The 23,931-nt window shown below is 62.0% G+C and carries 26 protein-coding genes; 8 read left to right on the top strand and 18 right to left on the bottom strand.

The window, feature by feature from the left end:
- Positions 1 to 25 precede the first annotated feature (25 nt).
- Together J5J10_RS11055 and recO are read left to right on the top strand one after the other, a co-directional pair.
- On the top strand, positions 26 to 658 hold the full coding sequence (locus J5J10_RS11055; RefSeq protein ID WP_211929909.1) for a TetR/AcrR family transcriptional regulator: 633 nt from the start codon (positions 26 to 28) through the stop codon (positions 656 to 658).
- A gap of 46 nt (positions 659 to 704) precedes the next feature.
- Positions 705 to 1,472: a DNA repair protein RecO gene (recO, locus tag J5J10_RS11050; protein WP_211929908.1), complete on the top strand. Its 768-nt coding sequence runs from the start codon at positions 705 to 707 to the stop codon at positions 1,470 to 1,472.
- Here recO and J5J10_RS11045 read toward each other — a convergent pair.
- From J5J10_RS11045 to J5J10_RS11030, 4 genes are all read right to left on the bottom strand, one after another.
- On the bottom strand, positions 1,406 to 1,654 hold the full coding sequence (locus J5J10_RS11045) for a hypothetical protein (RefSeq protein ID WP_211931307.1): 249 nt from the start codon (positions 1,652 to 1,654) through the stop codon (positions 1,406 to 1,408). The genes recO and J5J10_RS11045 overlap by 67 nt on opposite strands.
- A 406-nt stretch (positions 1,655 to 2,060) precedes the next feature.
- Positions 2,061 to 3,284 (bottom strand): MFS transporter, encoded by a 1,224-nt coding sequence (locus J5J10_RS11040; protein ID WP_211929907.1) that lies wholly within the window; start codon positions 3,282 to 3,284, stop codon positions 2,061 to 2,063.
- Positions 3,285 to 3,394: 110 nt separating this feature from the next.
- Entirely contained in the window at positions 3,395 to 4,243 is an 849-nt protein-coding gene (locus J5J10_RS11035) for an MOSC domain-containing protein (protein WP_211929906.1), read from the bottom strand.
- Between the two features lie 9 nt (positions 4,244 to 4,252).
- A complete protein-coding gene (locus J5J10_RS11030) occupies positions 4,253 to 4,897 on the bottom strand; it encodes an HD domain-containing protein (RefSeq protein WP_211931210.1) in 645 nt (214 codons plus the stop codon).
- Between the two features lie 246 nt (positions 4,898 to 5,143).
- On the opposite strand from J5J10_RS11030, the gene J5J10_RS11025 reads away from it, so the two are divergent.
- From J5J10_RS11025 to nadC, 4 genes are all read left to right on the top strand, one after another.
- Positions 5,144 to 5,488, top strand: coding sequence for a hypothetical protein (locus J5J10_RS11025; protein WP_211929905.1), 345 nt, complete (start codon positions 5,144 to 5,146; stop codon positions 5,486 to 5,488).
- Between the two features lie 153 nt (positions 5,489 to 5,641).
- The gene (gene nadA / locus J5J10_RS11020; RefSeq protein ID WP_211929904.1) at positions 5,642 to 6,712 is read left to right on the top strand and encodes a quinolinate synthase NadA; all 1,071 of its coding nucleotides are present in this window, start codon (positions 5,642 to 5,644) and stop codon (positions 6,710 to 6,712) included.
- A gap of 32 nt (positions 6,713 to 6,744) precedes the next feature.
- Positions 6,745 to 8,337 (top strand): L-aspartate oxidase, encoded by a 1,593-nt coding sequence (locus J5J10_RS11015; RefSeq protein WP_211929903.1) that lies wholly within the window; start codon positions 6,745 to 6,747, stop codon positions 8,335 to 8,337.
- 21 nt (positions 8,338 to 8,358) lie between these two features.
- Positions 8,359 to 9,267: a carboxylating nicotinate-nucleotide diphosphorylase gene (nadC, locus tag J5J10_RS11010; protein WP_211929902.1), complete on the top strand. Its 909-nt coding sequence runs from the start codon at positions 8,359 to 8,361 to the stop codon at positions 9,265 to 9,267.
- Here nadC and J5J10_RS11005 read toward each other — a convergent pair.
- The 9 genes from J5J10_RS11005 to J5J10_RS10965 all read right to left on the bottom strand — a co-directional run bounded on the left by J5J10_RS11005 (position 9,264) and on the right by J5J10_RS10965 (position 15,518).
- Positions 9,264 to 10,160, bottom strand: coding sequence for a mechanosensitive ion channel domain-containing protein (locus J5J10_RS11005; protein ID WP_211929901.1), 897 nt, complete (start codon positions 10,158 to 10,160; stop codon positions 9,264 to 9,266). The two genes, nadC and J5J10_RS11005, sit on opposite strands and share 4 nt — an antisense overlap.
- A 61-nt stretch (positions 10,161 to 10,221) precedes the next feature.
- Positions 10,222 to 11,196: an NAD regulator gene (locus J5J10_RS11000; protein WP_211929900.1), complete on the bottom strand. Its 975-nt coding sequence runs from the start codon at positions 11,194 to 11,196 to the stop codon at positions 10,222 to 10,224.
- Positions 11,193 to 11,723 (bottom strand): tyrosine phosphatase family protein, encoded by a 531-nt coding sequence (locus J5J10_RS10995; protein ID WP_211929899.1) that lies wholly within the window; start codon positions 11,721 to 11,723, stop codon positions 11,193 to 11,195. The genes J5J10_RS11000 and J5J10_RS10995 overlap by 4 nt, the downstream gene beginning before the upstream one ends.
- Positions 11,720 to 12,349 carry an HD family hydrolase gene (locus J5J10_RS10990; protein ID WP_211929898.1) on the bottom strand — a complete coding sequence of 210 codons (630 nt, stop codon included), beginning with the start codon at positions 12,347 to 12,349 and terminating at the stop codon, positions 11,720 to 11,722. The genes J5J10_RS10995 and J5J10_RS10990 overlap by 4 nt, the downstream gene beginning before the upstream one ends.
- 3 nt (positions 12,350 to 12,352) lie before the next feature.
- Entirely contained in the window at positions 12,353 to 13,189 is an 837-nt protein-coding gene (locus J5J10_RS10985; protein WP_211929897.1) for a folate-binding protein YgfZ, read from the bottom strand.
- A 336-nt stretch (positions 13,190 to 13,525) separates the two neighbouring features.
- Complete coding sequence (locus J5J10_RS10980) at positions 13,526 to 14,293, bottom strand: hypothetical protein (protein WP_211929896.1); 768 nt, start codon at positions 14,291 to 14,293, stop codon at positions 13,526 to 13,528.
- 7 nt (positions 14,294 to 14,300) lie between these two features.
- Positions 14,301 to 14,558, bottom strand: a complete 258-nt coding sequence (locus J5J10_RS10975; RefSeq protein WP_208549085.1) for a hypothetical protein — start codon at positions 14,556 to 14,558, stop codon at positions 14,301 to 14,303.
- Positions 14,559 to 14,659: 101 nt separating this feature from the next.
- Entirely contained in the window at positions 14,660 to 15,073 is a 414-nt protein-coding gene (locus J5J10_RS10970; RefSeq protein WP_211929895.1) for a TIGR02301 family protein, read from the bottom strand.
- 1 nt (position 15,074) lies between these two features.
- Positions 15,075 to 15,518, bottom strand: coding sequence for an NUDIX hydrolase (locus J5J10_RS10965; protein WP_211929894.1), 444 nt, complete (start codon positions 15,516 to 15,518; stop codon positions 15,075 to 15,077).
- 99 nt (positions 15,519 to 15,617) lie between these two features.
- Between J5J10_RS10965 and J5J10_RS10960 the strand changes: the two genes are divergently transcribed.
- Positions 15,618 to 16,385, top strand: a complete 768-nt coding sequence (locus J5J10_RS10960) for an SOS response-associated peptidase (protein WP_211929893.1) — start codon at positions 15,618 to 15,620, stop codon at positions 16,383 to 16,385.
- A gap of 45 nt (positions 16,386 to 16,430) precedes the next feature.
- Here the strand turns inward: J5J10_RS10960 and J5J10_RS22630 are convergent, their stop codons facing one another.
- The 3 genes from J5J10_RS22630 to J5J10_RS10950 form a co-directional block, all read right to left on the bottom strand.
- Positions 16,431 to 16,565 carry a hypothetical protein gene (locus J5J10_RS22630; RefSeq protein WP_282959986.1) on the bottom strand — a complete coding sequence of 45 codons (135 nt, stop codon included), beginning with the start codon at positions 16,563 to 16,565 and terminating at the stop codon, positions 16,431 to 16,433.
- Between the two features lie 159 nt (positions 16,566 to 16,724).
- Positions 16,725 to 17,570 carry a CDP-diacylglycerol--serine O-phosphatidyltransferase gene (gene pssA, locus J5J10_RS10955; protein WP_208549089.1) on the bottom strand — a complete coding sequence of 282 codons (846 nt, stop codon included), beginning with the start codon at positions 17,568 to 17,570 and terminating at the stop codon, positions 16,725 to 16,727.
- Positions 17,571 to 17,588: 18 nt separating this feature from the next.
- On the bottom strand, positions 17,589 to 18,296 hold the full coding sequence (locus J5J10_RS10950; RefSeq protein ID WP_348646478.1) for a phosphatidylserine decarboxylase: 708 nt from the start codon (positions 18,294 to 18,296) through the stop codon (positions 17,589 to 17,591).
- Positions 18,297 to 18,472: 176 nt separating this feature from the next.
- Here J5J10_RS10950 and J5J10_RS10945 point away from each other — a divergent pair, with 176 nt between their 5' ends.
- A complete protein-coding gene (locus tag J5J10_RS10945) occupies positions 18,473 to 19,786 on the top strand; it encodes a GGDEF domain-containing protein (RefSeq protein WP_211929892.1) in 1,314 nt (437 codons plus the stop codon).
- Positions 19,787 to 19,790: 4 nt separating this feature from the next.
- Here J5J10_RS10945 and J5J10_RS10940 read toward each other — a convergent pair whose 3' ends face one another.
- Positions 19,791 to 21,677 carry an ABC transporter ATP-binding protein/permease gene (locus tag J5J10_RS10940; protein ID WP_211929891.1) on the bottom strand — a complete coding sequence of 629 codons (1,887 nt, stop codon included), beginning with the start codon at positions 21,675 to 21,677 and terminating at the stop codon, positions 19,791 to 19,793.
- 121 nt (positions 21,678 to 21,798) lie between these two features.
- A complete protein-coding gene (locus J5J10_RS10935; protein ID WP_249116717.1) occupies positions 21,799 to 23,847 on the bottom strand; it encodes a LysM peptidoglycan-binding domain-containing protein in 2,049 nt (682 codons plus the stop codon).
- Between the last annotated feature and the right edge of the window lie 84 nt (positions 23,848 to 23,931).

Below are 23,931 nucleotides of genomic sequence, written 5' to 3'. Positions count from 1 at the left end.
GAGGCTGTCCTCACAAAACGGTTTTATGAGAGTGTCCTCGCAAAAGTCAAGTTCGGCCACCCAGCCGGTCGCGAAAATTCCGACGCGAAAGCGAGGGATCGAGCGTGTCGCAAAGCTGTTGGACGCAGCCGCCGCCGTTTTCGCCGAGAAAGGTTACAAGACGGCGACAATGACCGAGATCGCCCAGAAGGCAGGGGCGCCGATCGGGTCACTATACCAGTTCTTTCCCAGCAAGGACGTGATCGCTGACGCCCTGGTGGCCCGATACATGGAGCATGTCGGCGGCGAGTTGGACGGCATTCGATCGGCTGCCGCAGGCCGATCCGCCCAGGAACTCGCCAACCAGCTTCTCGACGTCTTCATCCATCACGCTCACGAACGCAGTCTGGCGCTCAGCCTGCTCGATGCGCGCTGGGAACAGCCGGGGCTGCGACCGGGAATGCTGCGATTCGATCTCCGTGCCAGCATTGCCGGAATCGTCCGCGCGTGGCGTCCGTTGCTTGATGACGGCGATGTCCAGCTCTTGTCGGTCTTCCTGCTCCAGACGATGAAGTCGCTCGTGCAACTCCATGATGACAAAGGTTATCCGGGTCGCGAAAGGGTGCTGAGCGAGTGGCGGCGTTGGGTGGCAGGCTATCTCGCGGAGATCGGCCACTGATCCTGCGTGATGGCGTCGGCCCGCACAATGCGCTAGAACCTGCTCCATGCAATGGACCGACGAGGCAATCCTTCTGGGCGTGCGCCGCCACGGCGAAACGAGCGTCATCGCCGAGGTGATGACCCGTGATCGGGGACGTCATCTCGGAATGGTGCGCGGTGGCCGTTCGCGGTCGATGCAGCCTGTCCTTCAGCCCGGCAACCGGTTCGATGTGACCTGGCGCGCGCGACTTGACGAGCACCTCGGCGAGTTTCGCATCGAGCCGGTGAAACTGCGGGCCGCCCAATTGATGGAGCGCGCGCAGAGCGTCTATGGCGTCCAGGCTCTGGCCGCGCTGGTCCGGCTCCTGCCCGAGCGCGATCCCCACCCGCATCTCTACGAGGCGCTCGATATCATTCTCGATCACCTGGATGAGCCAGCGGCGGCGGGCGAACTCTTCATTCGGTTCGAGCTCGCGGTGTTGAACGATCTGGGTTTCGGGCTGGACCTCGACCAGTGCGCGGCAACCGGGGAGCGGCGGGATCTGATATACGTGTCTCCAAAATCAGGTCGCGCCGTCTGTCGCGATGCGGGTCGGCCCTATGCCGACAAGATGCTGGCACTTCCAGGTTTCCTCTCTACGGAGACCCGGGTCTCGGCGGATCGAGAAGGACTATTGGAGGGCTTCCGGCTGACCGGGCATTTCCTGGCGCGGCATGTCTACGAGCCGCGCGGGATTGAACCCGGCGCGGCGCGCGAAGGCTTTCTTCAGGCCACGTTGAAGGCCTTGGCGACCTCTGACCTTGCTGGACCGGCACCAGCAGCGAACGGCTGAGATGCACCGGATGTGGATTGCATGTGCACGTGTATGGCACGCTGCAACTCCTCGATATTGCCATAGGTGGCGCCGTCAAGATCGATGACTGGAAACTTGACAGCGATGAACTTGATCCTATCACCCTCGGCAACCGAAATCCCGACAGGGATGCCGGCATATTCCACGACTTGCTTTTCCATAATAAACTTCCCCGCCTGTGCGCTGTCGCACCGGGCCTGAGCTTTCGAATTTTGATGTGTCGCTAAACTTCGATCAGGTCACATTCGACAGGTTTTTCGCCACATGGCGTTCGACTCGTCGAGCGGGATAAGATGCCAGGAGCACGTAGCTTGGCGGGATACATCGCGCATGTCGCTAACCTCCTTCACGGCGTTATTTCCAAAAAAGCCGCGCTGTTGCGTCGGCTTGTGTCTGCGCTTGTGCCGGTTCAATCCGGCGAGATTAAGGTAGGTAGTCGCCTGCCGGCCGTCAACGGTCCAACTTGAATAAATAAAATCATTTTCTGTGACTGCCTGTCACATAACTGCAATGCAGCAAAAAACCTCCCTGAATATAGGGAGGTTGAGATTCATGTTCGAATGGTGCTCAGGCGGAGGCAAGCATGGGACGGTCGACGGCGCGCTCCCGGATCGGCCAGTGAACGACGGCCGCGAAGAGGCCGAGCGCCACGCCGAACCACCATACGCCGTCATAGGACCCAAACCGGTCGTAGAGTTCTCCGCCCATCCAGACACCCAGGAACGATCCGATCTGATGGGACAGAAACACGACGCCGCCCAGCAGGCCAAGATGGCGCGTGCCGAACATGATGGCGACAAGCGCATTGGTGGGCGGAACGGTCGAGAGCCAGAGTAGACCCATGACACCGGCAAAGATGATCACAGAAGCCGGGGACTGCGGCAGGAGCAGGAATGCCGTGATGGCGATAGACCGGCCGATATAGATAAGCGCCAGGAAATAGGGCTTTGAATAACGCTGCCCGATCACGCCGGCGGCTAAAGAGCCGATGATATTGAAGAAGCCGATCAGTGCCATGGCGATCACCGCGTATCGCGCCTCGATCCCGATGTCGCCGAGATAGGCCGGGAAGTGGGCGGTGATGAATGCGACCTGGAAGCCGCAGACGAAGAAGCCGCTGATGAGCAGGACGTAGCTGCGGTGCCCGAGCGCCTCGCGCAACGCCTCTGATACGGTCTGCTGGACGCTTGTCTGTGACTGGCTGCCGGAGTTGGCATTGCCGCGTAGAGGGATCGCAAGCAAAGGCACCAGCAGCATCAGGATGCCGAGATAGACGAGGCTGTCCGACCATCCGAATGTCGAGATCAGGCCCTGGCTCAGCGGTGCAAAGAGAAACATGCCAGCCGACCCGGCCGCGGTGCCGATCCCGAAGGCGAGTGAACGCTGCGCCGGTGTTACGTTACGGGCGAACGCGGACAGGATGATGCCGAACGAACCCGAGGCGACGCCCAGGCCGACCAGCACGCCGCCGCCAATGTGCAGCCAGACCGGATCGGTCGCATGCGCCATGATCAGCAGGCCGCTGGAGTAGAGGACGGCCGACAGCGCCAGCACGCGGCCGGTGCCGTACCTGTCCGCCAAGGCACCGAAGAACGGCTGTCCAAGACCCCAGCAGAGGTTCTGTATCGCCATCGCTAGCCCGAAGGTGGAGCGATCCCAGCCGGTATCGGCAAGCATCGGCAATTGGAAGAAGCCCATGGCCGATCGCGGCCCGAAGGTCAGCATCGCGATCAGCGAGCCGGCGATGATGATGAGCCAGGGCATGGAGGCGCGTGCGGAGGCGGTGTTCATGGCGGAGTCGTCCCTTTATCGTGGGAGGACGATAAAACGACACCCGCCGGCCGACCAGCGCATTCTGGTGAACGGTGGATCAGCCGAATTGATGATGATCAGGCCGGGCCTTATCGTTGCTTGAACGCCCAACCCTCGGGCCGTTCCGCGACGACGCGCACGCTGTCGCCGATGGAAATCCGGCCGGCCCCCTGCGGCACGGCGTTCCAGCCGAACAGCGGACCGGGCACCCGGCGGTCGGCAGACATGCGGATGCGGCCCATGGCGGGCATCGGGTCGGCGCCGTCCCTCAATCCGGTCTGCTGGTCCTGCGTGGTCATGATGCAGCGCGGGCAGGGTTTGACGAGGTCGAGCCGGAGGCCGGCAATCTCGATCGCCGCCCATGTATCCTCCGCCCAGGGTTCATCGTGTTCGATCACGATGTTCGGGCGGAAGCGGTCCATGCCGACACTGCCTTCTCCGTGGGCCGCCATGTCGGCGTTCAGCGCTTCGAGCGATCCCGTGGTCGTCACGAGAATCTGGTATCCGTCGGAGAAGGTGACAGGGCTGTCGGCGCCGGCCCATTCCGCGCTTGCTGTTCGCTGCGCACCGCCGTCGAAGAAAACCAGCCGGACCTCCCGTCCGAACCATTCCGATAGCCTGGCATTGACGGTATCGGCCGCGACGGCGGCGTTGACGATCGACTTCCAGATCGCCACATCCATTCGCCGGTCGGGATGCGGCGGGGCCACCATGATCTCGCGTCCGTCATCGAGCCGCAGCGTCAGGGTCGCATTGCCCGGGATCGCGGTCAGCCGCGCCAGGGCGGGCAATTCGCGCTGGGTGATGAAGTGGCCTGACGGGTCGACCAGCATCATCCGCCGGTCGCCGAGCAGGCCGCGTGCGTCGACCTCGGCGGCGGGAATTGCAATTCCACGTGCGCTCTTGAAGGGGTAGATATTAAGGGCGCTGACCTGCATGGTTTATCCTCAGATTTCGTCGAGAAAGAGCTCGAGTATCGTCTCGAGCCTCTGGTGGCGCTCGCGCGCGATAATCCGACCGGTGTCGGTCTGGAAGCCATCCGCGAGCTTGAAGAGCTTGGCGGGAAAATGATCGATTGCAAAGGTCTTGTCGTCTAGTGGACGGTTCTCGGCCTTCGGGTCGAACGGGTCGTACAGCGACGAGCCCATACGTCCGGCGATGTAGAAGCACCGGGCGGCGCCGACCATCCCGATCGCGTCTAGTCTGTCCGCATCCTGCAGGATTTTTGCCTCGATCGTCTCAGGTCTAATGCCGGCGGAGAAGCTGTGTGCGGCGATCGCGTGGGTGACGGCCTCGACGTCTCTCGCGCCCCAGCCGAGTTCCGCGAGCAGCTGTCGCGCCTTCTCCGCAGCCAGCCTTGAGGCCTGGGACCGTAGCGGCGAATTCTTTTCCACCGAAACGCAATCGTGCAGCAGCACCGCTGCCGCCAGAATGCGTCCGTCTCCGCCTTCATTCGCATGAATTCGCATGGCGTTACGGAACACCCGGACGAGGTGGGCGAGGTCGTGTGCGCCGTCATCGGCGGAAAAGGCATGTCCGAGCAGGGCTCCGGCAAGCTCTTCGAACGGCGCGAATGCCCGTGTCGCTTCCATGTCTGTCACGCCTTCTTCCGGAATCGTTGCCTGCATCCCTCCTTACTGGCACGGAGTGACGGCTGCAAACACGGCAGATGCCGTTTTGCGCGCCAGTTCCATCAAGAATAGTGGGCATGAACCTAATTCTAGTGAACAATTATTCGCGTTTTGACCAGTCGCCGGAATCTCCGTAACTCGGTCTAGCCTTCAGGAGTCCGAGTAGGAGGGCGATTCTTTTTCAAAATCCTTTTTCAGGAGGTATGCATGACTAGCATCACTTCACTGCCGGGTTCGGCTAGCCTGAATTCCACGCTGGGTCTCGACCGCAACGGCGACGGCGTCGTCAGTGCGGAGGAGCAGGCGGCAGCCGGCGACACCGGCGGCAGAACCCAGGATCCGACGGTTCTTGTCGAAAATGCCGCTACCGGAGCCTCGGCGAAGATTTCCTCGTTGAGTGTCACGGATCCTCTCGCTACGGGGGCGGCGAGTGGCGACGATACCGTCAGTCTGTTCGACGTGCTCGACCAGATTGCCGTCATCGTCGACAGATACCGCACATTCGAAGAGACCGGCGGCGACGCGTCCGGGGAGGTCTCTTTCAATCTCTGACGTCTTCTGTTTGCAGAAGGGCGCCATAGGCCAGGGGGGCGGCGCCCTTGCAATCTGTCACAAAACTTTCTAAATCGAATGCACCGGCGATCGCCGGTTTTCTTTGGAATAACTTATACTCAATTTGAGTATAAGTTAGGGAGTGAGGTTGATATGGCTGGAAACCTGAGCGCACGTGTGCGCGAAAACACACCTTCCGCCGCCGGCCGCTTCGGGGTTCTCGAACGTCCCGATCTGCGCTACACACCCGCTGTCGCCAAGGAAACCGAACATCTCTACGAACGCGTTCGTGATTTCATTCCCGCCATCGAGTGGCCGGTCTTCGCGCCCTATGTGCACGCCATCAACCGGCTGAAGAAAGAGCGCAACGCCGTCATCCTCGCGCACAACTACCAGACGCCGGATATCTTCCACTGCGTTGCCGACATCAAGGGCGATTCGCTGCAACTCGCCCGCGACGCAACGCGGGTCGATGCCGAGATCATCGTCCAGTGCGGCGTTCACTTCATGGCCGAGACCTCGAAGCTCCTCAATCCGGACAAGACGGTTCTCATCCCGGACAGCCGAGCCGGTTGCTCCCTGTCGGAATCGATCACGGGCGCCGATGTGCGTGCCCTCAAAGCCCGTTATCCAAGCGTTCCCGTGGTGACCTACGTCAATACGTCGGCCGACGTGAAGGCCGAGACCGACATCTGCTGCACCTCTTCCAATGCCGTCGCTGTCGTCGACAGTCTGGAGAGCGACACCGTCTTGTGCATTCCGGATGAATATCTGGCCATGAACGTCGCCCGCCAGACCAAGAAAAAAATCCTCACCTGGAAGGGGCACTGTGAGGTCCACGAGCGGTTCACCGCCGAGGAACTGCTCGCCTACAAGGAGGCCGATCCGTCGATCGAGATCGTCGCCCATCCGGAATGCCATCCAAGCGTGCTGGAGGTCTCCGACTATGCCGGCTCGACATCCGGCATGATCGACTATGTCCGGACAAAGCGTCCGGGCCGCGTGTTGCTCGTCACGGAATGCTCCATGGCCTCCAATATCCAGGCCGAAGTTCCCGACGTCGACTTCGTGAAGCCTTGCAATCTCTGTCCGCACATGAAGCGCATCACGCTGCCGAAGATCCTCGACAGCCTGCTCAACATGACGGAGGAAGTGACCGTCGATCCAGCCATTGCCGGTCGGGCTCGCCTTGCGGTCGAACGGATGATCAACCTGAAGAACTGATGTGCCGGCAGCCGCCGGAGAAGTGACAGTCCATGGCAACCAATATCGAATCCATCCGGCCGCAGTCCTGGCAGGGCATCGACGACATCGTCATTGTCGGCGGCGGCCTTGCTGGCCTGTTCTGCGCCCTGAAGCTCGCGCCGCGTCCGGTAACGGTGCTCGCGGCCGCGCCGATCGGTCATGGCGCTTCTTCTGCCTGGGCCCAGGGCGGCATTGCTGCGGCGATGAGCGAGGGCGACAGCTACGACAAGCACCTCGCGGACACACTGACGGCGGGCGCCGGCATTGTCGACGAGAAGATGGCGCGTCTGATGGTGTCCGAGGGACCGGAACGGATCCGCGACCTGCTTGGTTACGGCGTCCCGTTCGACAAGGACCTTGAGGGACACCTCCTGCTGTCGCGGGAGGCAGCCCATTCGGAGCGGCGCATCGTCCGGGTGAGGGGAGACATGGCGGGCAAGGCGATCATGGAGGCGCTGATCGCCGCCGTCCGCAACACGCCGTCGATCCGGGTCATGGAAGGCTACGTGGTCGAGGAGATCATGACCGAGGGTAAGTTCGTCGCCGGCGTCGTCGCACGGCCAGACGCCGGCCAGTCGAAGACCCGCGTCGCGTTTCCCGCCCGTGCTGTCGTACTCTGCTCCGGCGGCATCGGCCATCTCTATCAGGTCACGACCAATCCGGCCGAGGCACGCGGTACCGGTCTCGGCATGGTGGCTAAGGCCGGCGCCATGATCGCCGACCCGGAATTCGTGCAGTTCCACCCGACCGCCATCAATATCGGCAACGATCCGGCCCCGCTCGCCACCGAGGCCTTGCGTGGTGACGGTGCGATCCTCGTCAATGCCGCCGGTGAGCGCTTCATGGCCGCCCTTCATCCGGATGCCGAACTCGCCCCCCGTGACGTCGTCGCCCGTGGCGTTTTTGCCGAAGTGGCGGCCGGGCGTGGCGCCTTTCTCGACTGCACGAAGGCGATAGGCGCCCGCTTCGCCGAACTCTTCCCGACCGTCTATTCCTCCTGCCGAGCGGCCGGCGTCGATCCCTCGTCGGAACCGATCCCGGTCGTGCCGGCGGCTCATTATCACATGGGCGGTGTCCTGGTGGATGCCGATGGCCGCACCACGATCGACGGTCTCTACGCGGCCGGCGAGGTGACCTCTACCGGCGTCCACGGCGCCAATCGTCTGGCCTCCAACTCGCTGCTCGAAGCGGTCGTCTTCGCAGCTCGCATCGCCGAAAGCATCAAGGGCATGCTGCCCGAAGCAAGCCTCTACGAATGGCCGAAGACGGCCGGGGAGAATGACGAACTGGTGACGCTGGAGGACAGTCCGCAACTCAAAGAGCTGCGCGCGGCCATGTCGACCCACGCCGGCGTTATCCGCAATCGCGCCGGCCTGTGCGCACTGTCGCGGACGATCCTTCGACTGGAAAAGGAAAACGGTCGTATCCGCTTCGCGGCGATCGCCGCGACCGCGAAACTCATCGCCGCCGGCGCTCTTTCGCGTGAGGAAAGCCGCGGCGGCCATTACCGCTCTGATTTCGCCGAACCCCGTGATATCTGGCGCCACCGGACATTCATGACACTGAAGGAAGCCGATCGCATTGTCAGCGAAGCCGCAGGCTGACACGCCGATCAAGGAGTAGACATGACCACTGAACCGCTTCGCCCCGTTCTCCCGCCGCTGATGGTCGAGGATCAGGTGCGCGCCGCCCTCATCGAGGACTTAGGTCGGGCCGGTGATATCACCACCTATTCCACCATTCGCCCTGAACTGACGGCGACAGCCAAATTGAACACGAGGGAGCACGGAGTCGTCGCTGGCATCGAAATCGCCCGGACGGCATTCAGGCTCGTCGATGCAGAGGTTTGGTTCAACGCGCTGGTGAAGGATGGCGATACGGTGACCCCAGGCCAGCCGCTGGCGGAAGTCAGCGGACCGGCAAGGTCGATTCTCTCCGCCGAACGCGTCGCTCTGAATTTCCTTATGCACCTGTCCGGCGTCGCGAGCTACACCGCCCGTTTCGCCGCCGAGATCGCCCATACCCGCGCCCGTGTCACCTGCACTCGCAAGACACTGCCGGGTCTGCGCGCGCTTGAAAAATATGCCGTGCGACTTGGTGGCGGCTCGAACCACCGCTTCGGCCTCGATGATGCTGTCCTGATCAAGGACAACCACATCGCCGTATCCGGTGGTGTGGCGAGCGCCGTTCTGGCCGCGCGGGCCTATGTCGGGCATCTCGTCCGCATCGAGGTGGAAGTCGACAGCCTCGACCAGATGCGCGAAGCGCTGACGGCCCGGCCGGATGTTATCCTGCTCGACAACATGGGGCCGGACCTCTTGCGCCAGGCGGTGGAGATCAACCGCGCGCATGCTGGACTTTCCGAGGTGGATTATGACGCCGCGGCCTCGCGCGTTCAGCTCGAGGCATCCGGCAACGTCAACCTGCGGACCATCGGCGCGATCGCCGAGAGCGGGGTCGATTACATCTCGACATCGAAAATCACCATGGCGGCACCAACACTCGACATAGGCCTCGATGTGGAAATTGCCTAGACGTCGACCTCTCGCGGGCGGGCATCCTCCTCGCGAGGCGGCTCGATCTTGGCAGCCAGCGCGCCGCTGTAGGTAACCTGCGGGAACGGGATGGAAATGCCGTTCTCGTCGAAGGCGATCTTCACCGACTTGATCAGATCGCGGGATGTCGGCCAGAAGTCCGCCGCGGCGGTCCAGTAGCGCAAGGTCAGCACGACGGCGCTGTCGCCGAGTTCGAGAACAAATGTCTCCGCTGCCGGATCGGCAAGCACGCGCGTGTCGGCATTGGCGAGGTCAAGCATGATCTCCTGAGCTTGCGAGATATCGTCCTCGTAGCCGATGCCGATATTGAGATCGAAACGCCTGGTCTTTTCGCGGCTGAAATTGGTGATCGGCACGTTCCAGAGCGTCGAATTCGGCGCCAGCCGATACATGCCGTCGGGCGTCTTGAGTTCGGTGGCGAAGAGGCCGATCTCCCGAACGATACCCGAGATGCCACCGGTATCGATGTATTCACCTACGCGGAACGGGCGGAGAACCAAGAGCATGATCCCTGCGGCGATGTTCTGCAGCGTTCCCTGGAGCGCAAGGCCGATCGCCAGGCCGGCCGCGCCGAGCGCCGCGATGATCGACGCCGTCTGTACGCCGAACTGGCCGAGAACGGCGATGAAGACCAGGATCAGCAAGGCATAGCGGATGAAGTTGGCGAAGAAGGCAGCCAGTGTTTCGTCAATCCCTCTGACTCGCGCCATCCCGCGTCTGGCCCAGCCGGCAATCAGAGAAGCGGCCGTCCATCCGATGACTAGAAGCAGAACCGCTCCGATGATCGAGAATGAATATTCGACAGCCAGCGCACTGGCCTGACTTAATGCTGCGCGAGTGGCGATAAAGAATTCTGTGGCCTGATCTTCCATACGGCGGGAGCTCCTCGTTGTTCCGTCTGGCGACGGTGAACGGGTGCGCGCCTGTGGCTTTCTAGCGACTGCCGACCTTGAGGCCGGGGGCGGGGCGTTCCTCGAGGATTTGCCGGCGAAAGCGGAACAGCGCGGCCGGTCGTCCACCGGTCGCCGTTGTCGAAACGCCTGTCGGTTCCACCAGTTCCGCGCCTTCCACCAGCCGGCGGAAGTTCTGCTTGTGCAGGTGCCGCCCGGAGATCGCCTCAACGGTCGCCTGCAACTCGGTCAAGGTGAACTCGGGCTGCATCAGTTCGAAGACCACGGGACGGTATTTGATCTTGCCGCGCAGGCGCGCGAGCGCCGTGGCCGCGATGCGTCGGTGGTCGAACCGCATAGCAAGCCCAAGCGGCGGTGATACCTTGTCCGCCTCGACCCGACCGTCGGCGACCGCCTCCTGCAGAAGACCCGCCTCATAGAGAAGTTCGTAGCGCTCCAGTACTCTTTCGTCATCGAAGGGAAAGTCATCAAGCCCAAAGGCGAGGCGAATGCGGGCTCGTCTCGATGCGGTCGGCTCGCGGCTTGCCGCCGTCGCCGGTGTCTCAGCCCATGTGGCAAGCTGGGGAAGGATCACACTGTCCAGCAGGTCCGGACGGCCCTTCCGCCAGTCTTCCCAGGGTAGATAGGCATACCAGTCCCGCCAGTGGACACCTGATGTCAGAAGGCGACTGCTCTGGTCGGCGTCGCCGCGCGTCAGGGCCAGATAGCCGACCGAAACGAGGTGAGGACCGCTTTCGCCCGCCTGCCGGTATCGCCCTCGGTCACCGAAGGTATAAAGTTGTTCTATGTAACCGAGATGGAGCGCTGTCTGCGCCTCCACGGTTGCGCGCAGAGACATTTCCATCGTCCTGTGCCGCTCCGGATCGAAAGGACCGAACGGCAGGCTGCCGAGGTCGCCAGCGTCACCCACCACCAGTATCTTCGGGCTCTTCTCGCTGACCGCGACAATTGCCGCATTAAGGCCGATTTCGATTTCCGGACGGGGTTGGCCGCTCATGCCATTGCCGGCGTGTAGAGCGGCAGCACGAAAGGCGCGTCTCCATCCGCATCAGCACCGCGCCCCATCGCCTTCACGGCCGCGATCAAGCGTCCCTGGCGTTCCAGACGGGCATCAGCGAATGCGATGAGGCGCGCGTTCGGCGTCGCGAACGGTGAGGCTGTCCTGAGACGCTGAACGAGTGCCCCGTCGTCCTCGTCCGGAGAAATGGCAAGCGAAGCGATCAGGGCCGCTGCCGGCGAGCGAGAGACGCCCATCCAGCAATGGATGAGCAGCGGCGTCTCCCGGTCCCAACTGCGGGCGAAGGCGATGATCTCATCGACATGGCTTTCGGCGGGCGCGATGAGATCGCCGGTTCCCGCAAATGCGATGTCGTTCATGCCGAGCTTCAGGTGGCGCTCCGCGCGGATCACCGCCGGCCGATGAAAGTCCTGTTTCTCTGCCAGCAGGCTGATCATGTCGCGGGCGCCATGACGCACCGCCATCTCGGCGATCCGTGACAAGGGAGAAACGATGATCGCGCTCATCTTGCGGACTTTCCCTCCTGTGCCCGTTCGTCCTCGATCTCTGTGAATCGTTGGGCGAAGCGCGCCTGTGCCTCCGGTGCCGCCATCGGCTCGATCGGCAGCATATCACGGGTAAAGCCGCGCGGCTGCCCGAAGAATTTCCGTGCTTCGGCTTCCGAAAAGCCGGCAAGTGCGGTCGCTTCGAAATAGGCCGCGATCTGGTCCGCCTTCTTGATCTGTGCCTTGAGATCCTTGCCCGGATGCGCCGGCAGGCCGAAACGAAGATGAACCGCCGCTTCCAGTCGCTTCTCGACCGTCTTGTATCCGCCGCCGACCACGGCCTTGAATGGAGAAATCATGTCGCCGATGACGAATTCCGGGGCGTCGTGCAGAAGGGCCATCTGCTTCTCGTCCGCAGTCCCCTTCGGATTGCAGTGGGTAAAGATCATTTCCACAAGAAGCGAATGCTGCGCGACGGAAAACGCGTGGTCGCCATGCGTCTGTCCGTTCCATCGGGCAACGCGCGCGAGACCATGGGCGATATCGGAGAGTTCGACGTCAAGCGGTGAGGGGTCTAGCAGGTCAAGCCGCCGACCCGACAACATGCGCTGCCAGGCCCGCACGCTCGATTGAGGCGCATCCGCCATTGCTCACGCTTCCTCGGACGACGTCGGAAAGGAGAGGCCGGTCCAGCTCGGAAGCATGGCATCGACTGGCGTGTCGCCTGCAAGAACGGCCGCGCCGCTTGCCAGGGCTTCTCCGGCCCGGTCGATCCTGACGATTGCAAGACCGCGCGTGCCCGCCACCGTGCCCAGTTCCCCGATCGGTTTGCCGGCTGCGGTGATGGTGGTTCCGGCGGGTGGCAGAGGTGCTTCCGCTGACAGGATGACGGTCCTGCGTCGCGCGGTTCCCCGATGCTGCATTCGCGAAACCACCTCCTGGCCGACATAACAGCCCTTCTTGAAGGAAACACCACGATTGAGATCGAAACCGATATCGTGCGGGAAGGCATCCTCGAGCGTAAAATCATGGCCCGATTCAACGATACCCGCGAGGACGCGCAGGGCCTCGTAGCCATCGCGCGGGTGCTCGCCATGGCGGCCCGGCAGGCGCGCCACCGGAATGCCTGCGGCGGCGAACCGTGCATCTTCCACCGCCCCATCCGGATAGGTGTCTCCCCAGATAACGGTGACGCCCGGATCCTCTGCCGGCGTGATCTCCACTTTGCTTCTGAGCTTATACATTGTCAGCCGCTTGATCAGCCCATCCCGCTGGCTGTCGGTCGTATCCAGCGCGAAACCATCTCCCTCGCGCCATACGATGAAGTCGAACAGGATCTTCCCCTGCGGTGTCAGAAGCGCGCCGGGCACGGCCTCTCCCGTCGGCAGGCTTTCTACGTCGGTGGTGATGAGGTTCTGCAGGAAGTGTTCTGCTTCCGGGCCGGTGACCCGGATCAGCACATGGTCGGGCAGGAAGGCTGCGGGCATTGTGTGAGCATCCGATTGGGTGATGAAAGAGAAGTAAGTCTTTGATGTGACATGGGCAAGTCATGCACATCACAGCCCGGTTCGGCGAGGGCCGAATTCGTCGATTCTTTCAGTTCAGTAAACAGAATATGTAGATCTGCCGAAGCATTTGTAAGGTCAGGGAAACGGGACAGGGCATCTGAAAATGTAATCCCTGTCAGTGGTCCACTGCAATCCGCGAAAGCTGCAGAAAACGACGATCTGGATGCAGCACTCAACTGTGGATAACCTGCCGGCGGAACGATACCGCGCCGCCACTGCTTCAAGATCGAAAACCGACGGCAACAGTCGCCGGGTCTAGTCCCCGGCCGTAAAGAATTTCCATTCGCCGTCGGGTGTGATTCCAACGCGGAAGAAATTGTAGTTGCCATACTCCTGCATGCCCTCAAGATCACCGGCCGTGACGATTCTCAAGAGTTCCACCTTTTCTGGTGGCGTCAGGTTGCCGATCTGCTTTTCGGCAAAATAAGGCCAGACATAGACTTCGTCAGAGGTTCCCGCATCGATCCGCACGAAGCCGGTCTGCAGGATGTCGAGCAGGATCGCCAAGATCTCCACCCCGTCGGAATCGCCAGACAAGCTCTTCAGCGTCTCGACCAAGTCTTCCTGGTCGCCGATGACGGGAATCTGTGTCTGGTTCGGACCAGGGTTCAGAAGCGGGCGGATCCGCTCAATGTCGCCGGAGGCGGCTGCCTCGACGATCAACGCGCGCATGCGCCGAACCGGCTCAGGCGCGGCCTCGATGTCGAAGAGGTATTCGACAGTGGGATCAGAGGTGGAAACATCCGCTTCCTCTCCGGGCACAGTCTCACGATTGACGAGTGGATCGGGATCAGGAATTCCCATGCCTTCGGCCGGCAGGTCGTCTTCCTCAGGCGCCACGGGTACGACAGGTGAGGTCGGCGGCGACGCCGGTGTCTTGGTTGTGGAGCCTGGATTCAGTTCGGAGAGAGCGTGCGAGGCCGGGGCTTGCATGACAGCAAGCAGCGCCGCCAACGCGACAGTTGGGAAATACCGGTTAACCCGTCCTGCGGGAAGCAGAAGGTTTGCGGCAAGCCAACGCATGGAGCGTCTACTGAAGCGGCCGCGTTGGCGAAAACTCTCCGGCGAGCAGCCGCTCCCGAAGGGATTCCAGAATGGCTTCAGCACCGTCTTCACCGTGGATCCGAATGGTCTCGCGCATGGCGAGAGCAAATGCGGCATCGGCAATGATTTCCGGCTCGATGCCATCAGCCACGCCGTCTGCCCATGCCTCGTTCTGGTATTCGAGCGCCACTTGCATCTTCTCATGCACGATCATGTCGTCGATGTCGTTTCGGCGCGGTTCCATACTATTTCCTCGCATGATGCGGTTCTTACTCACCTGTTAACAACATTAACAGCCTTTTCCTAAAACGACACGGCCAGCCGCCGAAACCGGTTAATTATTCGCTAATTTCCGTATCTGCCCGTTATTTCAACGGCGAGTGTTGCGCCTTCGGCACGGTATTGCTCCTCGGCCGAGATGGCGGCTGGGGTGCAGACGGAGTGGGTGGCGGCGAACGATCGATAGCCGCGATTGAACGCCGCGACGAGACGCGCTCGGCGTGCCGGCTCGCTGGCGGTCTCCGTGTCGAGCAGCTTTTGCGCGGCCTCGCGCCAGCCTGGTTCCTCGTCGCCATTGCAGAGATTGCGCAAATAGTGAAGCGAGCCGAGTATTTCCGACAGGCGCGCCAATTGCTCGTCGTAGGGTGCCGGTTTCTCTGCTGCGGCTGGTGCTTCCTCGACCACGGACTGAGCCACCGCAATGCCGCTTACCAGAAATGAGAGCGTTACGAAGCCGAATATGAAAAGGCGCTGCGTCATGTCAGGGTCTCCTGCCACTCAGTTCATCTGACAGTCGCCCAACACATTCGAGCACCGAGGCAGGGACGGGAAGAAGAGGGATGTCTTCAACGGCGAACCAGCCCGCTTCCAGCGCGTCATCGGCCGCCATCACCTCACCGCGTTCGACCATCTCGACCCTGAAGACGGACAGGAAAAAATGTGTCGATTGCCCCGGCGCATCGCCTTCGCCCTTGAGATCGTAGACCGCAAAGAGGGAGGGGCTGTGTCCCCTGACGCCGGTCTCTTCGAACAGTTCGCGCAGCGCCGTCTCCTCTGGTGTCTCACCGGGTTCGGACCGTCCACCGGGAAATGCATAGAGATCGGCAGCGGGCGGATTGCGGCGCTTGACGAGAAGCAGACGCCCATCCTGTTCCACGATGGCGGACGCGGCGGCTTGCGGTGGAGGGGAAATGGATGAGTGCATCGTTTCGGTTTGCTGGAGCAGTCTCTTTCGAGTCACTATAGACCGAAAACGGCGGCGGTGGCAGCCGGAAGCTGAAGACGTCGAACGAGGAACAAGACCATGTGTGGCCGCTTTGCGCTGACATCGACACCGGAAGAGGCAGCAGAGTTCGCCGGCGTGGCGTCTCTCGAGGCGTTTCCGCCACGGTACAATATTGCGCCCACGCAGCCGATCCTGACGATCGTCGCAGCCGACCCGCCCGGGCCGGGAAGCAATCTTCCAACCCGTCGCGCGCTCCTGACCCGATGGGGCCTCATACCGGGCTGGGTGAAGGATCCCCGTGACTTTCCGTTGTTGATCAATGCGCGTTCGGAGACGGTGATCGACAAGGCCTCGTTTCGCGCCGCGATGCGTCATCGGAGGGTGTTGATTCCCGCCTCCGGCTTCTACGAGTGGCACCGGCCGGGAAAGGATAGCGGACGAAAGAGCCAGGCCTACTGGATCCGGCCGAAGCACGGCGGACTGGTGGCGTTCGCCGGCTTGATGGAAACCTGGTCCGCCGCAGAGGGATCGGAAATGGATACGGCTGCCATCGTTACCTGTGGCGCCAACGACAGTATCGGCCGCATCCACGACCGCATGCCGGTCGTCATCCAACCCGAGGATTTCGCCAGATGGCTGGATTGCAAGACCCAGGAGCCCCGTCAGGTTACGGATCTCATGCGACCCACCGACGAGGATTTTTTCGAAGCGGTCCCGGTGTCCAACCTTGTGAACAAGGTCGCGAATATGGGGCCGGAACTGCAGACAGCCGTCGCCGAGGACAAGGCATCAACGCCCCCTGCTGCCAAGCCTGATGCCGGTGGTGGACAGATGTCGCTGTTTTGAAATCAGAACTGCAGGCCGCCGATCCCTCGGCGGGTGCGGCTTCCGTCAGGCCGCTGCCTTCGCCTTCGTCGGCCGCTTCAGCATCAGCGCCGCTGCGAGCACAGCCTTCAGGCCGAGAGGTCGGTAGTTTGACGCGAGATCGGTTTTTGCCGGTTGGGGGGCGTTACTCTTCGTCGACATTGACGGCTTTCCTTGCTGTTTCCCGTATTTTTTCTTGGACATGCGTCCGTTCGGCGCTGTCTCGCCGCAGATCATGACAAATCCGTGACGGACGCAAGTCAAATTAAGAAAAAATCGAGCACAATTCGCGAGCAGGGCCCGGAAGTTACTTCCAGAGGATCAAATGCCACGATCCATGTCGCTATCGTTGGCGTCGCTGGGCTCTTCGTCGACCGTCAGCGTGCCATAGCGGCGGTGCCAGGATCGGGCGCCAAGCGGCAGGGTGGCGAGATAGAGAATCACCGTCACCACGAGGACCTGCCAAGTGAAGCTCATCAGCAGCGCCACGTAGAGCACGACCGCAAGGATCATCGGCAGAACCAGATCGCGGCGAATCCTCTGGCTGTCGGATTTTCCGGACCAGACGGGAAGGCGGCTGATCAGAAGGAAGGCGATCAGGATGGTGTAAACTGCGCCGGCATAGGCAAAGGTCTCGTTGAGCTCCATGCCGAGGAAACCGACATAGACCGGAAGCAGGACGAGGAAAGCTCCGGCAGGGGCGGGAACGCCGACGAAATATTCCGACTGCCACTTTGCCTTCTGCTCGCGCTCCGCCATTACGTTGAACCTGGCAAGGCGCAGACCGGCGGCGATGGCGTATATGAGGGCGGCGATCCAGCCCAGCGATCGCGCCTGATCCAGAACGTAGACATAGAGAACCAGGGCGGGGGCGACGCCGAAATTGATGATGTCGGCGAGCGAATCCATCTGTGCTCCGAATTTGGAGCTCGCCCGCATCATCCGCGCAACGCGCCCGTCGATGCCATCGAGAAACGCCGCCGCCAGAACCATAGCAACGGCCAGTTCGTAACGACCTTCGAAGGCGAGCCTCACACCTGTGAGGCCGGCGCAGATCGCCAGAACGGTGATCAGGTTCGGAACGATAAGCCGGAGAGGAATTTCTCGGAGCCGCGGTCCCCGGGCCTCGTCATTGCCGCTACCGATATCCGACTTGGGCGATTCCATGCTGGCCTCCCTGTTGCGTCAGCTGCGGCGGCTGAGGACCGGTCCCTTCGCGGAGCCGAACTCGGCAAGTACGGTTTCGCCGGCAATCGCGGTCTGGCCGAGCGAGACGCGTGGTTCCGCACCGGCTGGCAAAAACACATCGAGGCGCGAGCCGAAGCGGATCAGCCCGAAGCGCTCGCCTGCCTCGACCGCGTCGGACGGGTTGGACCAGCAGACGATCCGGCGGGCGACCAGGCCGGCGATCTGCACGACGCCGATATTGCCGTGAACGGTTTCGATGACGAGGCCGTTGCGTTCGTTTTCCTGGCTGGCCTTGTCGAGTTCGGCGTTGAGAAAGCTGCCCTCGCGGTAGACGATGTTGGAGATGCGGCCGCGCATGGGCGCGCGGTTTACATGGCAGTTGAAGACGTTCATGAAGACCGAAATCCGCAGCATCGGCTGGGTGCCGAGATGGAGTTCTTCCGGCGGAGTGACCATCTGGATCGACGAGACCCGGCCGTCGGCGGGGCTGATCACCAGATCGGTGTCCTGTGGCGTCACGCGCTCCGGATCGCGGAAGAAGTAGGCGCACCAGGCGGTCAGGATCAGGCCGATCCAGAACAGCGGTTCCGCGATCCAGCCGAGCAGGAACGATCCGGCAAGGAACGCGGCGACGAACGGATAGCCTTCCTTGTGGACGGGAACGATCGTGCTGCGGATGCTGTCGAGCAGGCTCATGAACCCTATTCTCCATTGCTTGTATCGAGGCCTGACTACAGGGAAAGTTGTCGCGGGGCAATGCCGCAGTCGTTCCGTGCCACTGGCCTTTAACGGCACGTTCACCACAATAAGCCGACACCGAAAAAGGTCCGCTGGATGGGTGTAACAGTTACCTCCATGGTAATGCTCTTCGGGCCAATTTCATGGCGCCCGAAACGAGAACAGAGAGGTTCGCCATCCCGATGCCGGTGTCTGGGTTACCCGTCCGTCCCGATATGCCGCAGATCGTCTGGTACTCCAGCCGGGCGGCCGCGCCGCCAGCGGTGTTGGAAGCAACGGTCGGGGTGATGACGGACGTGCGTTCGCCGCTGGCTGCGCCGGGGATCTGCCTCTTGGACGTGGCGGATATGGAAAACGGCGGGACGGCTGGGACCATCCGCCGCACCGTCTGCTCCGAAGCCTATCTCGTGGGGATCGTCGATGACGGAGGAAGTCGAGGCATACTGCCTGCGCTCATCGACAGCGGTCTGGACGATGCCGTGTTCATTGGCGACGAGGACGGTCTGAGGGCCGCGGTGGCACGCGGCCGCCGCGTCCTCGCGGACCGGAAAGTGTCGCATGCCCATCGCCAGAGGCAGGATCTGGAGCGCGAATATTTGCAGGCCTGTATCGACAACCTGCCGACGCCGATCTTCTTCAAGAACGGGCGGGGCGTCTATGTCGGGTGCAACACCGCGTTCGAGGCCTTTATAGGTCGACCGTCGGAGGAAATCATTGGCCGCACCGTCTGGGAGATCGCTCCGCCAGAGCTGGCCGCCGCCTATGAAGAGGCTGATCGGGCTTTGATTGAGCGCGGCGGTGTCCAGGTCTACGAGGGGCAGGTCTGCCGGGATGCCGAGTTGCGGCGCGATGTCAGCTTCCACAAGGCGGTCATCGTCGATGGTCAGGGTGCGGTCAGGGGCATCGCCGGTGCGATGCTGGATATCACCGACCGTAAGATGCTCGAGCGCGATCTGAAGCGCGCCGCTGAGCGGGATCCCCTGACGGATCTCTATAACCGTCGGAAATTCTTCGACTATGCAAGCGCCTTGACGCCGGCAACCCCTGAGGCGTTCGCGCCGACATCTATCGCAGTGATGGACATAGATCACTTCAAGGCGATCAATGATGGCTATGGTCATGCCGTGGGGGACGAAGTGCTCCGGCGGGTTGCCGCGGAAATGAAAGCAGCCTTCGAAGATATTGGGATCGTTGCCCGGGCCGGCGGCGAGGAGTTTTACGCGCTGCTGCCGGGGCTCTCGCCCTCTGCGGCATCGGCGCATCTCGAGGGTCTCCGCCAGAACATCGCGGAGATCAACATCGATGCCGATGGCACCCCGATCGGTGTCACGATCAGCATCGGCGTAGCCGGGTTTGACCCGCAGCGGGAAGCGCCTTCAGAAGGTTTGAAGCGCGCCGACCTGGCGCTTTATCGCGCCAAGAATGCCGGTCGAAACCAGCTGATGCGAGCTGCCTGAAGCTCTAGTTGGCCGGCGGCTTGCGGACGATGATGCCGATATCGTCGCTTTCCCTGACCTGTCGCAGATGTTCCTCTGCCTCGGTCGCTTCGCGCTGACGGTTCCACATCGATGCGTAGAGCCCGTCGTGTTCGAGCAACTGGGCATGGGTCCCGCGCTCGGCGATCTCGCCGCCCTTCAGGACGATAATCTCGTCGGCACCGACGACGGTCGACAGCCGGTGGGCGATGACGAGCGTCGTCCGGTTTTTCGATACCACGTCGAGCGCCGACTGGATTTCGTGCTCGGTGGTCGTGTCGAGCGCGGATGTCGCTTCGTCAAGGATAAGGATCGGCGGTGCTTTGAGAACCGTCCTCGCGATTGCCACGCGCTGCTTTTCGCCGCCAGACAGCTTAAGGCCGCGTTCACCGACCATCGTCTTGTAGCCCTGCGGCAGTTCGCGGATGAAGTTGGCGATCTGTGCGACCTCGGCGGCCTGCTCTATATTGGCCTCTGAAGCGTCGGGTCGGCCATAGCGGATGTTGTAGGCGACAGTGTCGTTGAAGAGCACCGTGTCCTGCGGAACCATGCCGATCGCCGCACGAAGGGATTGCTGTGTCACGTCGCGAACCTCCTGACCGTCGATCGTGATCGACCCGCTCTGGATATCGTAGAAACGGTAGAGCAGGCGCGAGATGGTCGACTTGCCGGCACCGGACGGTCCGACCACAGCAACCGTCTTTCCGGCGGGCACCTCGAACGAGACACCCTTCAGGATCGGCCGCTCGGGGTCGTAGCTGAAATGTACGTCCTTGAATGCGATCGCGCCCTGGGCGATCGCAAGCGGCCTTGCGTCGTCCTTGTCGACCACCTCGGGCCTGACCTGAAGGAGATCGAACATCTCCTCGATGTCCGTCAGACCCTGGCGGATTTCGCGATAGACGAAGCCGATGAAGTTGAGCGGGATCGACAACTGCATCAGCATGGCATTGACGAACACGAAGTCGCCGATCGTCTGCGTGCCATTGCGAACCGCGAGCGCGGACATCACCATGATGACCGCGGTACCCACGCCGAAGATCACGCCCTGGCCGAAGTTCAGCCAGCCGAGCGAGGTCCAGACCTGAGTGGCGGCCTTCTCATAACGCTCCATCGACGAGTCGAACCGCTTCGCCTCCATTTCCTCGTTGCCGAAATACTTCACGGTTTCGAAGTTCAGCAGCGAGTCGATCGCCTTGGTATTAGCGTCGGTGTCGCTGTCGTTCATGGCGCGACGGATGCCGATGCGCCAGTCGGACGCGCGGATGGTGAACCAGATATAGGCCCATACGGTGAAGGCAGTGACCGCAAGATACGAAAAGCCGTAGGTCCACCAGAAGATCACGGCTGTCAGCAGGAACTCTATAAGGGTCGGCACGGTGTTGAGGATGGTGAAACGGACGATCGTTTCGATACCCTTCGTACCGCGCTCGATGATTCGCGAAAGCCCACCGGTCTTGCGTTCGAGGTGGAAGCGCAGCGACAGCTGGTGCATGTGAACGAACGTCTTGTAGGCCAGCTGCCGCACGGCATGCTGCCCGACACTCGCAAACAGCGCATCCCGCAACTGATTGAGACCCACCTGCAAAACGCGGGTGAGATTGTAGAAGATCACGAGCGCGACGGCACCGAGCAGGAACGCCGGCAGCAGCCCGACCATGTCCAGCTTTCCATCAAGCGCATCGGTCGCCCATTTGAAGAAGTAGGGCACGAGGATCAGCACGAACTTCGATGCGATCAGGAAGACGGTCGCCCAAACCACGCGCATCTTCAAGTCGAAGCGGCCTTCGGGCCACATATAGGGCCACAGGTTGACGAGCGTGCCGAGCGGATTGCTGTCGTCAGCCGAAACGGTCTTCTTTTTGTCTGCCATTCTGTTGCCCCGGACGCTTTGCATAAAAAAGGCCGGCGGTCCTTTCGGGACCGCCGTTAAGACGCAAATAGAGTTTCCGGCGGCTCAAGACAACGGGCCGTCCCCGAACACACTGTTCGTGTCAGTTCAATGGTTGGCCCCTCAGACGCTTGCGGTGTATCTCTTCCGCATTCGGGAGGGCATCCGTCGGCACCTTGAAGATCTGCCCCGGTTCGATCAGGTCGGGATTGATAATCTGATCCTCGTTGGCGAGGTAAATGGTCGTGTACCGCACCCCCTGACCATAGACGCGACGCGAGATCTGCCACAACGTGTCACCCCGGCGGATGATGACGCTGTTGTCGCTCGCCTCGAGCGGAGCCTGCTTGATCGTCGGCGATGACGACTCGGCAATAGCGGGCTCGGACGCTGCAGGTGTCTCGGTTGCTTGCTGCGCTATCGGTGCGGCCTCTGTCGGCAAAGCGGGCGCGGCCTTGAGCACGGCATCGATCAACGACGCCAGCCGCGGCATAGCTTCACGCACCGCCTCGACGTCACGCGGCAGCGCCTGGATCGTGGCCAGCGCAGTCTTCGCAGCAGCTGCCGTTTTGCCGACAGCGTCCGTCAGCGGTGCGGACGCGCCGTCCGACAGGCGGAAGTCGGCGAGGGCGCCGAGCGCGATCTCCGTTGACGACCGTGCCGCTGCGACATCATCCATGGATGGCTTGCCATTGTCAGCGAACAGCGACTGAAGGATTCCGAAGGCCTTGGCCAGCGTGTCGCGTTGCTTGTCAAACGCGCCACGCTCCAGCGGCACCATCGTTCCGTTGGCGGCATCGGCCGGCGGCGCGACGACCGCAACCTGAGACCCCTCCGGCCGGTTGAACGGTACCGAGGCGGCGACGATGATGTTGCCGTCGGCACCCACCAGTTCGACCCGTATCGTGTGGGCGCCGACCGCAAGCGCCATCTGCCCTTCCACGACAAAGTTGCCGGCACCATCGATTGCCGCTTCGCCCACGGCCTGCTCGTTCACGAGCGCGCGAACCGTACCTTTCGTTGAGGCGGTCCCCGCAATGAAGATGCGGTCATTCTCGATTTCGACCGCCGTAACCTGGATCTTTTCCGTGACTGTCTCAGCCGTCGCAATGTCAGTGGAAACAGCGCTTTCCGTCCCCGCGGCAGCGTCGGCTCCAATCGGCGGCGCGGCTGTCAGCGCGGTGGATGCGGCCGGCAAGTCCGGTAATGCCGAGGATGGATCTTCCGCGGCAATGCGCGGCTGCTTATCGGCTTCGTTGACGGTTTCGGGCATTGTCACGATGCGGCTGGGTTCGCCGGGCTTGCTCACCATAGCCAGGAGCTTGCCGTCGGGCGAGGCCGGCACCGAAACGCTGGCGACCTCCTCGGAGACGACGGGAGTGCCATCAGCGCCGGTGGAACGCAGCGCAAGGGCGTGGTCTCCTGGAGGCAGAGGTGTGTCGAGCACGGCCGCAAAGTCTCCGCTCGGGCCGGCTTCAACGGACGCGATGACGGTTTCTCCGTTCAGAACCTCGATTTTTGCGCCAGGGGCAGCATTGCCGGCGATAACGGTCGAGCCATCCGGTTCTACGCGAAGAACGTCGAATTTGGGCATGATGGAGGCGGAGTTGGCGTCGGCTGCAGGCTGCTCGGCAGCAGGTGTCGCCTCCGCAGGCGCAGGAGCGTCAGGCGTCGGTGAAGGCGCTTCCTCACCCTTCAGCGCGCTGACGATTCCAGCAATGGCAGAGGCTGCCTGCTGCGGGTCGGTGGGCAGGTTGCGGAGGAGCGAAAGCGTTTCCTCGGCGTAACCGCGGACAGTCGTCATCTGCTCTTTGATCGCCGAGTCCAGAGCTTCGGGTATTTCGAGTGCCGCGAGAGCCGAAACGGCGCTTTCTGCGGTTGCGCGTGCGGCTGCGAATGCTTCGGTCGTTGGTGTCTTTCCATCGGCGAACAGGCCAGACAGACCTTCCACCGATGACGTTGCCGTGGTGACAAGCCGTCCCATCTTCTCGAGCGCCGCCGAGCCGTCTGAAATTGTCGTCTCGATCGGCGGTGCAATTGGTGCTGTTGCCTCCTGCTCCGGCTCGGATATCCGAGGTATGACAAAAAATACCATCAGCAGCGTCGCGATCACGAGCACCAACAGAGCCAGCCAGCCGGCACGGTTTTTCATAATCCATCTCTCCGGGCGGAAAAGCCGCCATTTCCCCTTCGAATTGCTAGCGTTATCCTTCCGGATGCACAAGCATTCTCGGCC

It is taken from the genome of Ciceribacter sp. L1K23 (assembly GCF_018122705.1).
GTDB lineage: Bacteria > Pseudomonadota > Alphaproteobacteria > Rhizobiales > Rhizobiaceae > Allorhizobium.
Note: the sequence above shows the minus strand (reverse complement) of the source record. Positions and strands in the feature narration are given on the sequence as shown.

Excerpts from the sequence above, each read along its gene's own strand:
- J5J10_RS11045 (WP_211931307.1), bottom strand. The coding sequence starts at position 1,654 with ATGGAAAAGCAAGTCGTGGAATATGCCGGCATCCCTGTCGGGATTTCG.
- J5J10_RS11055 (WP_211929909.1), top strand. The coding sequence starts at position 26 with ATGAGAGTGTCCTCGCAAAAGTCAAGTTCGGCCACCCAGCCGGTCGCG.
- J5J10_RS10935 (WP_249116717.1), bottom strand. The coding sequence starts at position 23,847 with ATGAAAAACCGTGCCGGCTGGCTGGCTCTGTTGGTGCTCGTGATCGCG.
- J5J10_RS10940 (WP_211929891.1), bottom strand. The coding sequence starts at position 21,677 with ATGGCAGACAAAAAGAAGACCGTTTCGGCTGACGACAGCAATCCGCTC.
- J5J10_RS10975 (WP_208549085.1), bottom strand. The coding sequence starts at position 14,558 with ATGGAACCGCGCCGAAACGACATCGACGACATGATCGTGCATGAGAAG.
- J5J10_RS11030 (WP_211931210.1), bottom strand. The coding sequence starts at position 4,897 with ATGGAAGCGACACGGGCATTCGCGCCGTTCGAAGAGCTTGCCGGAGCC.
- J5J10_RS10970 (WP_211929895.1), bottom strand. The coding sequence starts at position 15,073 with ATGACGCAGCGCCTTTTCATATTCGGCTTCGTAACGCTCTCATTTCTG.
- J5J10_RS10965 (WP_211929894.1), bottom strand. The coding sequence starts at position 15,518 with ATGCACTCATCCATTTCCCCTCCACCGCAAGCCGCCGCGTCCGCCATC.
- J5J10_RS10980 (WP_211929896.1), bottom strand. The coding sequence starts at position 14,293 with ATGCGTTGGCTTGCCGCAAACCTTCTGCTTCCCGCAGGACGGGTTAAC.
- J5J10_RS10985 (WP_211929897.1), bottom strand. The coding sequence starts at position 13,189 with ATGCCCGCAGCCTTCCTGCCCGACCATGTGCTGATCCGGGTCACCGGC.
- nadC (WP_211929902.1), top strand. The coding sequence starts at position 8,359 with ATGACCACTGAACCGCTTCGCCCCGTTCTCCCGCCGCTGATGGTCGAG.
- J5J10_RS11000 (WP_211929900.1), bottom strand. The coding sequence starts at position 11,196 with ATGAGCGGCCAACCCCGTCCGGAAATCGAAATCGGCCTTAATGCGGCA.
- J5J10_RS22630 (WP_282959986.1), bottom strand. The coding sequence starts at position 16,565 with ATGTCGACGAAGAGTAACGCCCCCCAACCGGCAAAAACCGATCTCGCG.
- J5J10_RS10945 (WP_211929892.1), top strand. The coding sequence starts at position 18,473 with ATGGCGCCCGAAACGAGAACAGAGAGGTTCGCCATCCCGATGCCGGTG.
- J5J10_RS11025 (WP_211929905.1), top strand. The coding sequence starts at position 5,144 with ATGACTAGCATCACTTCACTGCCGGGTTCGGCTAGCCTGAATTCCACG.
- J5J10_RS10960 (WP_211929893.1), top strand. The coding sequence starts at position 15,618 with ATGTGTGGCCGCTTTGCGCTGACATCGACACCGGAAGAGGCAGCAGAG.
- J5J10_RS11005 (WP_211929901.1), bottom strand. The coding sequence starts at position 10,160 with ATGGAAGATCAGGCCACAGAATTCTTTATCGCCACTCGCGCAGCATTA.
- J5J10_RS11035 (WP_211929906.1), bottom strand. The coding sequence starts at position 4,243 with ATGCAGGTCAGCGCCCTTAATATCTACCCCTTCAAGAGCGCACGTGGA.
- J5J10_RS11015 (WP_211929903.1), top strand. The coding sequence starts at position 6,745 with ATGGCAACCAATATCGAATCCATCCGGCCGCAGTCCTGGCAGGGCATC.
- J5J10_RS10990 (WP_211929898.1), bottom strand. The coding sequence starts at position 12,349 with ATGGCGGATGCGCCTCAATCGAGCGTGCGGGCCTGGCAGCGCATGTTG.
- nadA (WP_211929904.1), top strand. The coding sequence starts at position 5,642 with ATGGCTGGAAACCTGAGCGCACGTGTGCGCGAAAACACACCTTCCGCC.
- J5J10_RS11040 (WP_211929907.1), bottom strand. The coding sequence starts at position 3,284 with ATGAACACCGCCTCCGCACGCGCCTCCATGCCCTGGCTCATCATCATC.
- pssA (WP_208549089.1), bottom strand. The coding sequence starts at position 17,570 with ATGGAATCGCCCAAGTCGGATATCGGTAGCGGCAATGACGAGGCCCGG.
- J5J10_RS10995 (WP_211929899.1), bottom strand. The coding sequence starts at position 11,723 with ATGAGCGCGATCATCGTTTCTCCCTTGTCACGGATCGCCGAGATGGCG.
- recO (WP_211929908.1), top strand. The coding sequence starts at position 705 with ATGCAATGGACCGACGAGGCAATCCTTCTGGGCGTGCGCCGCCACGGC.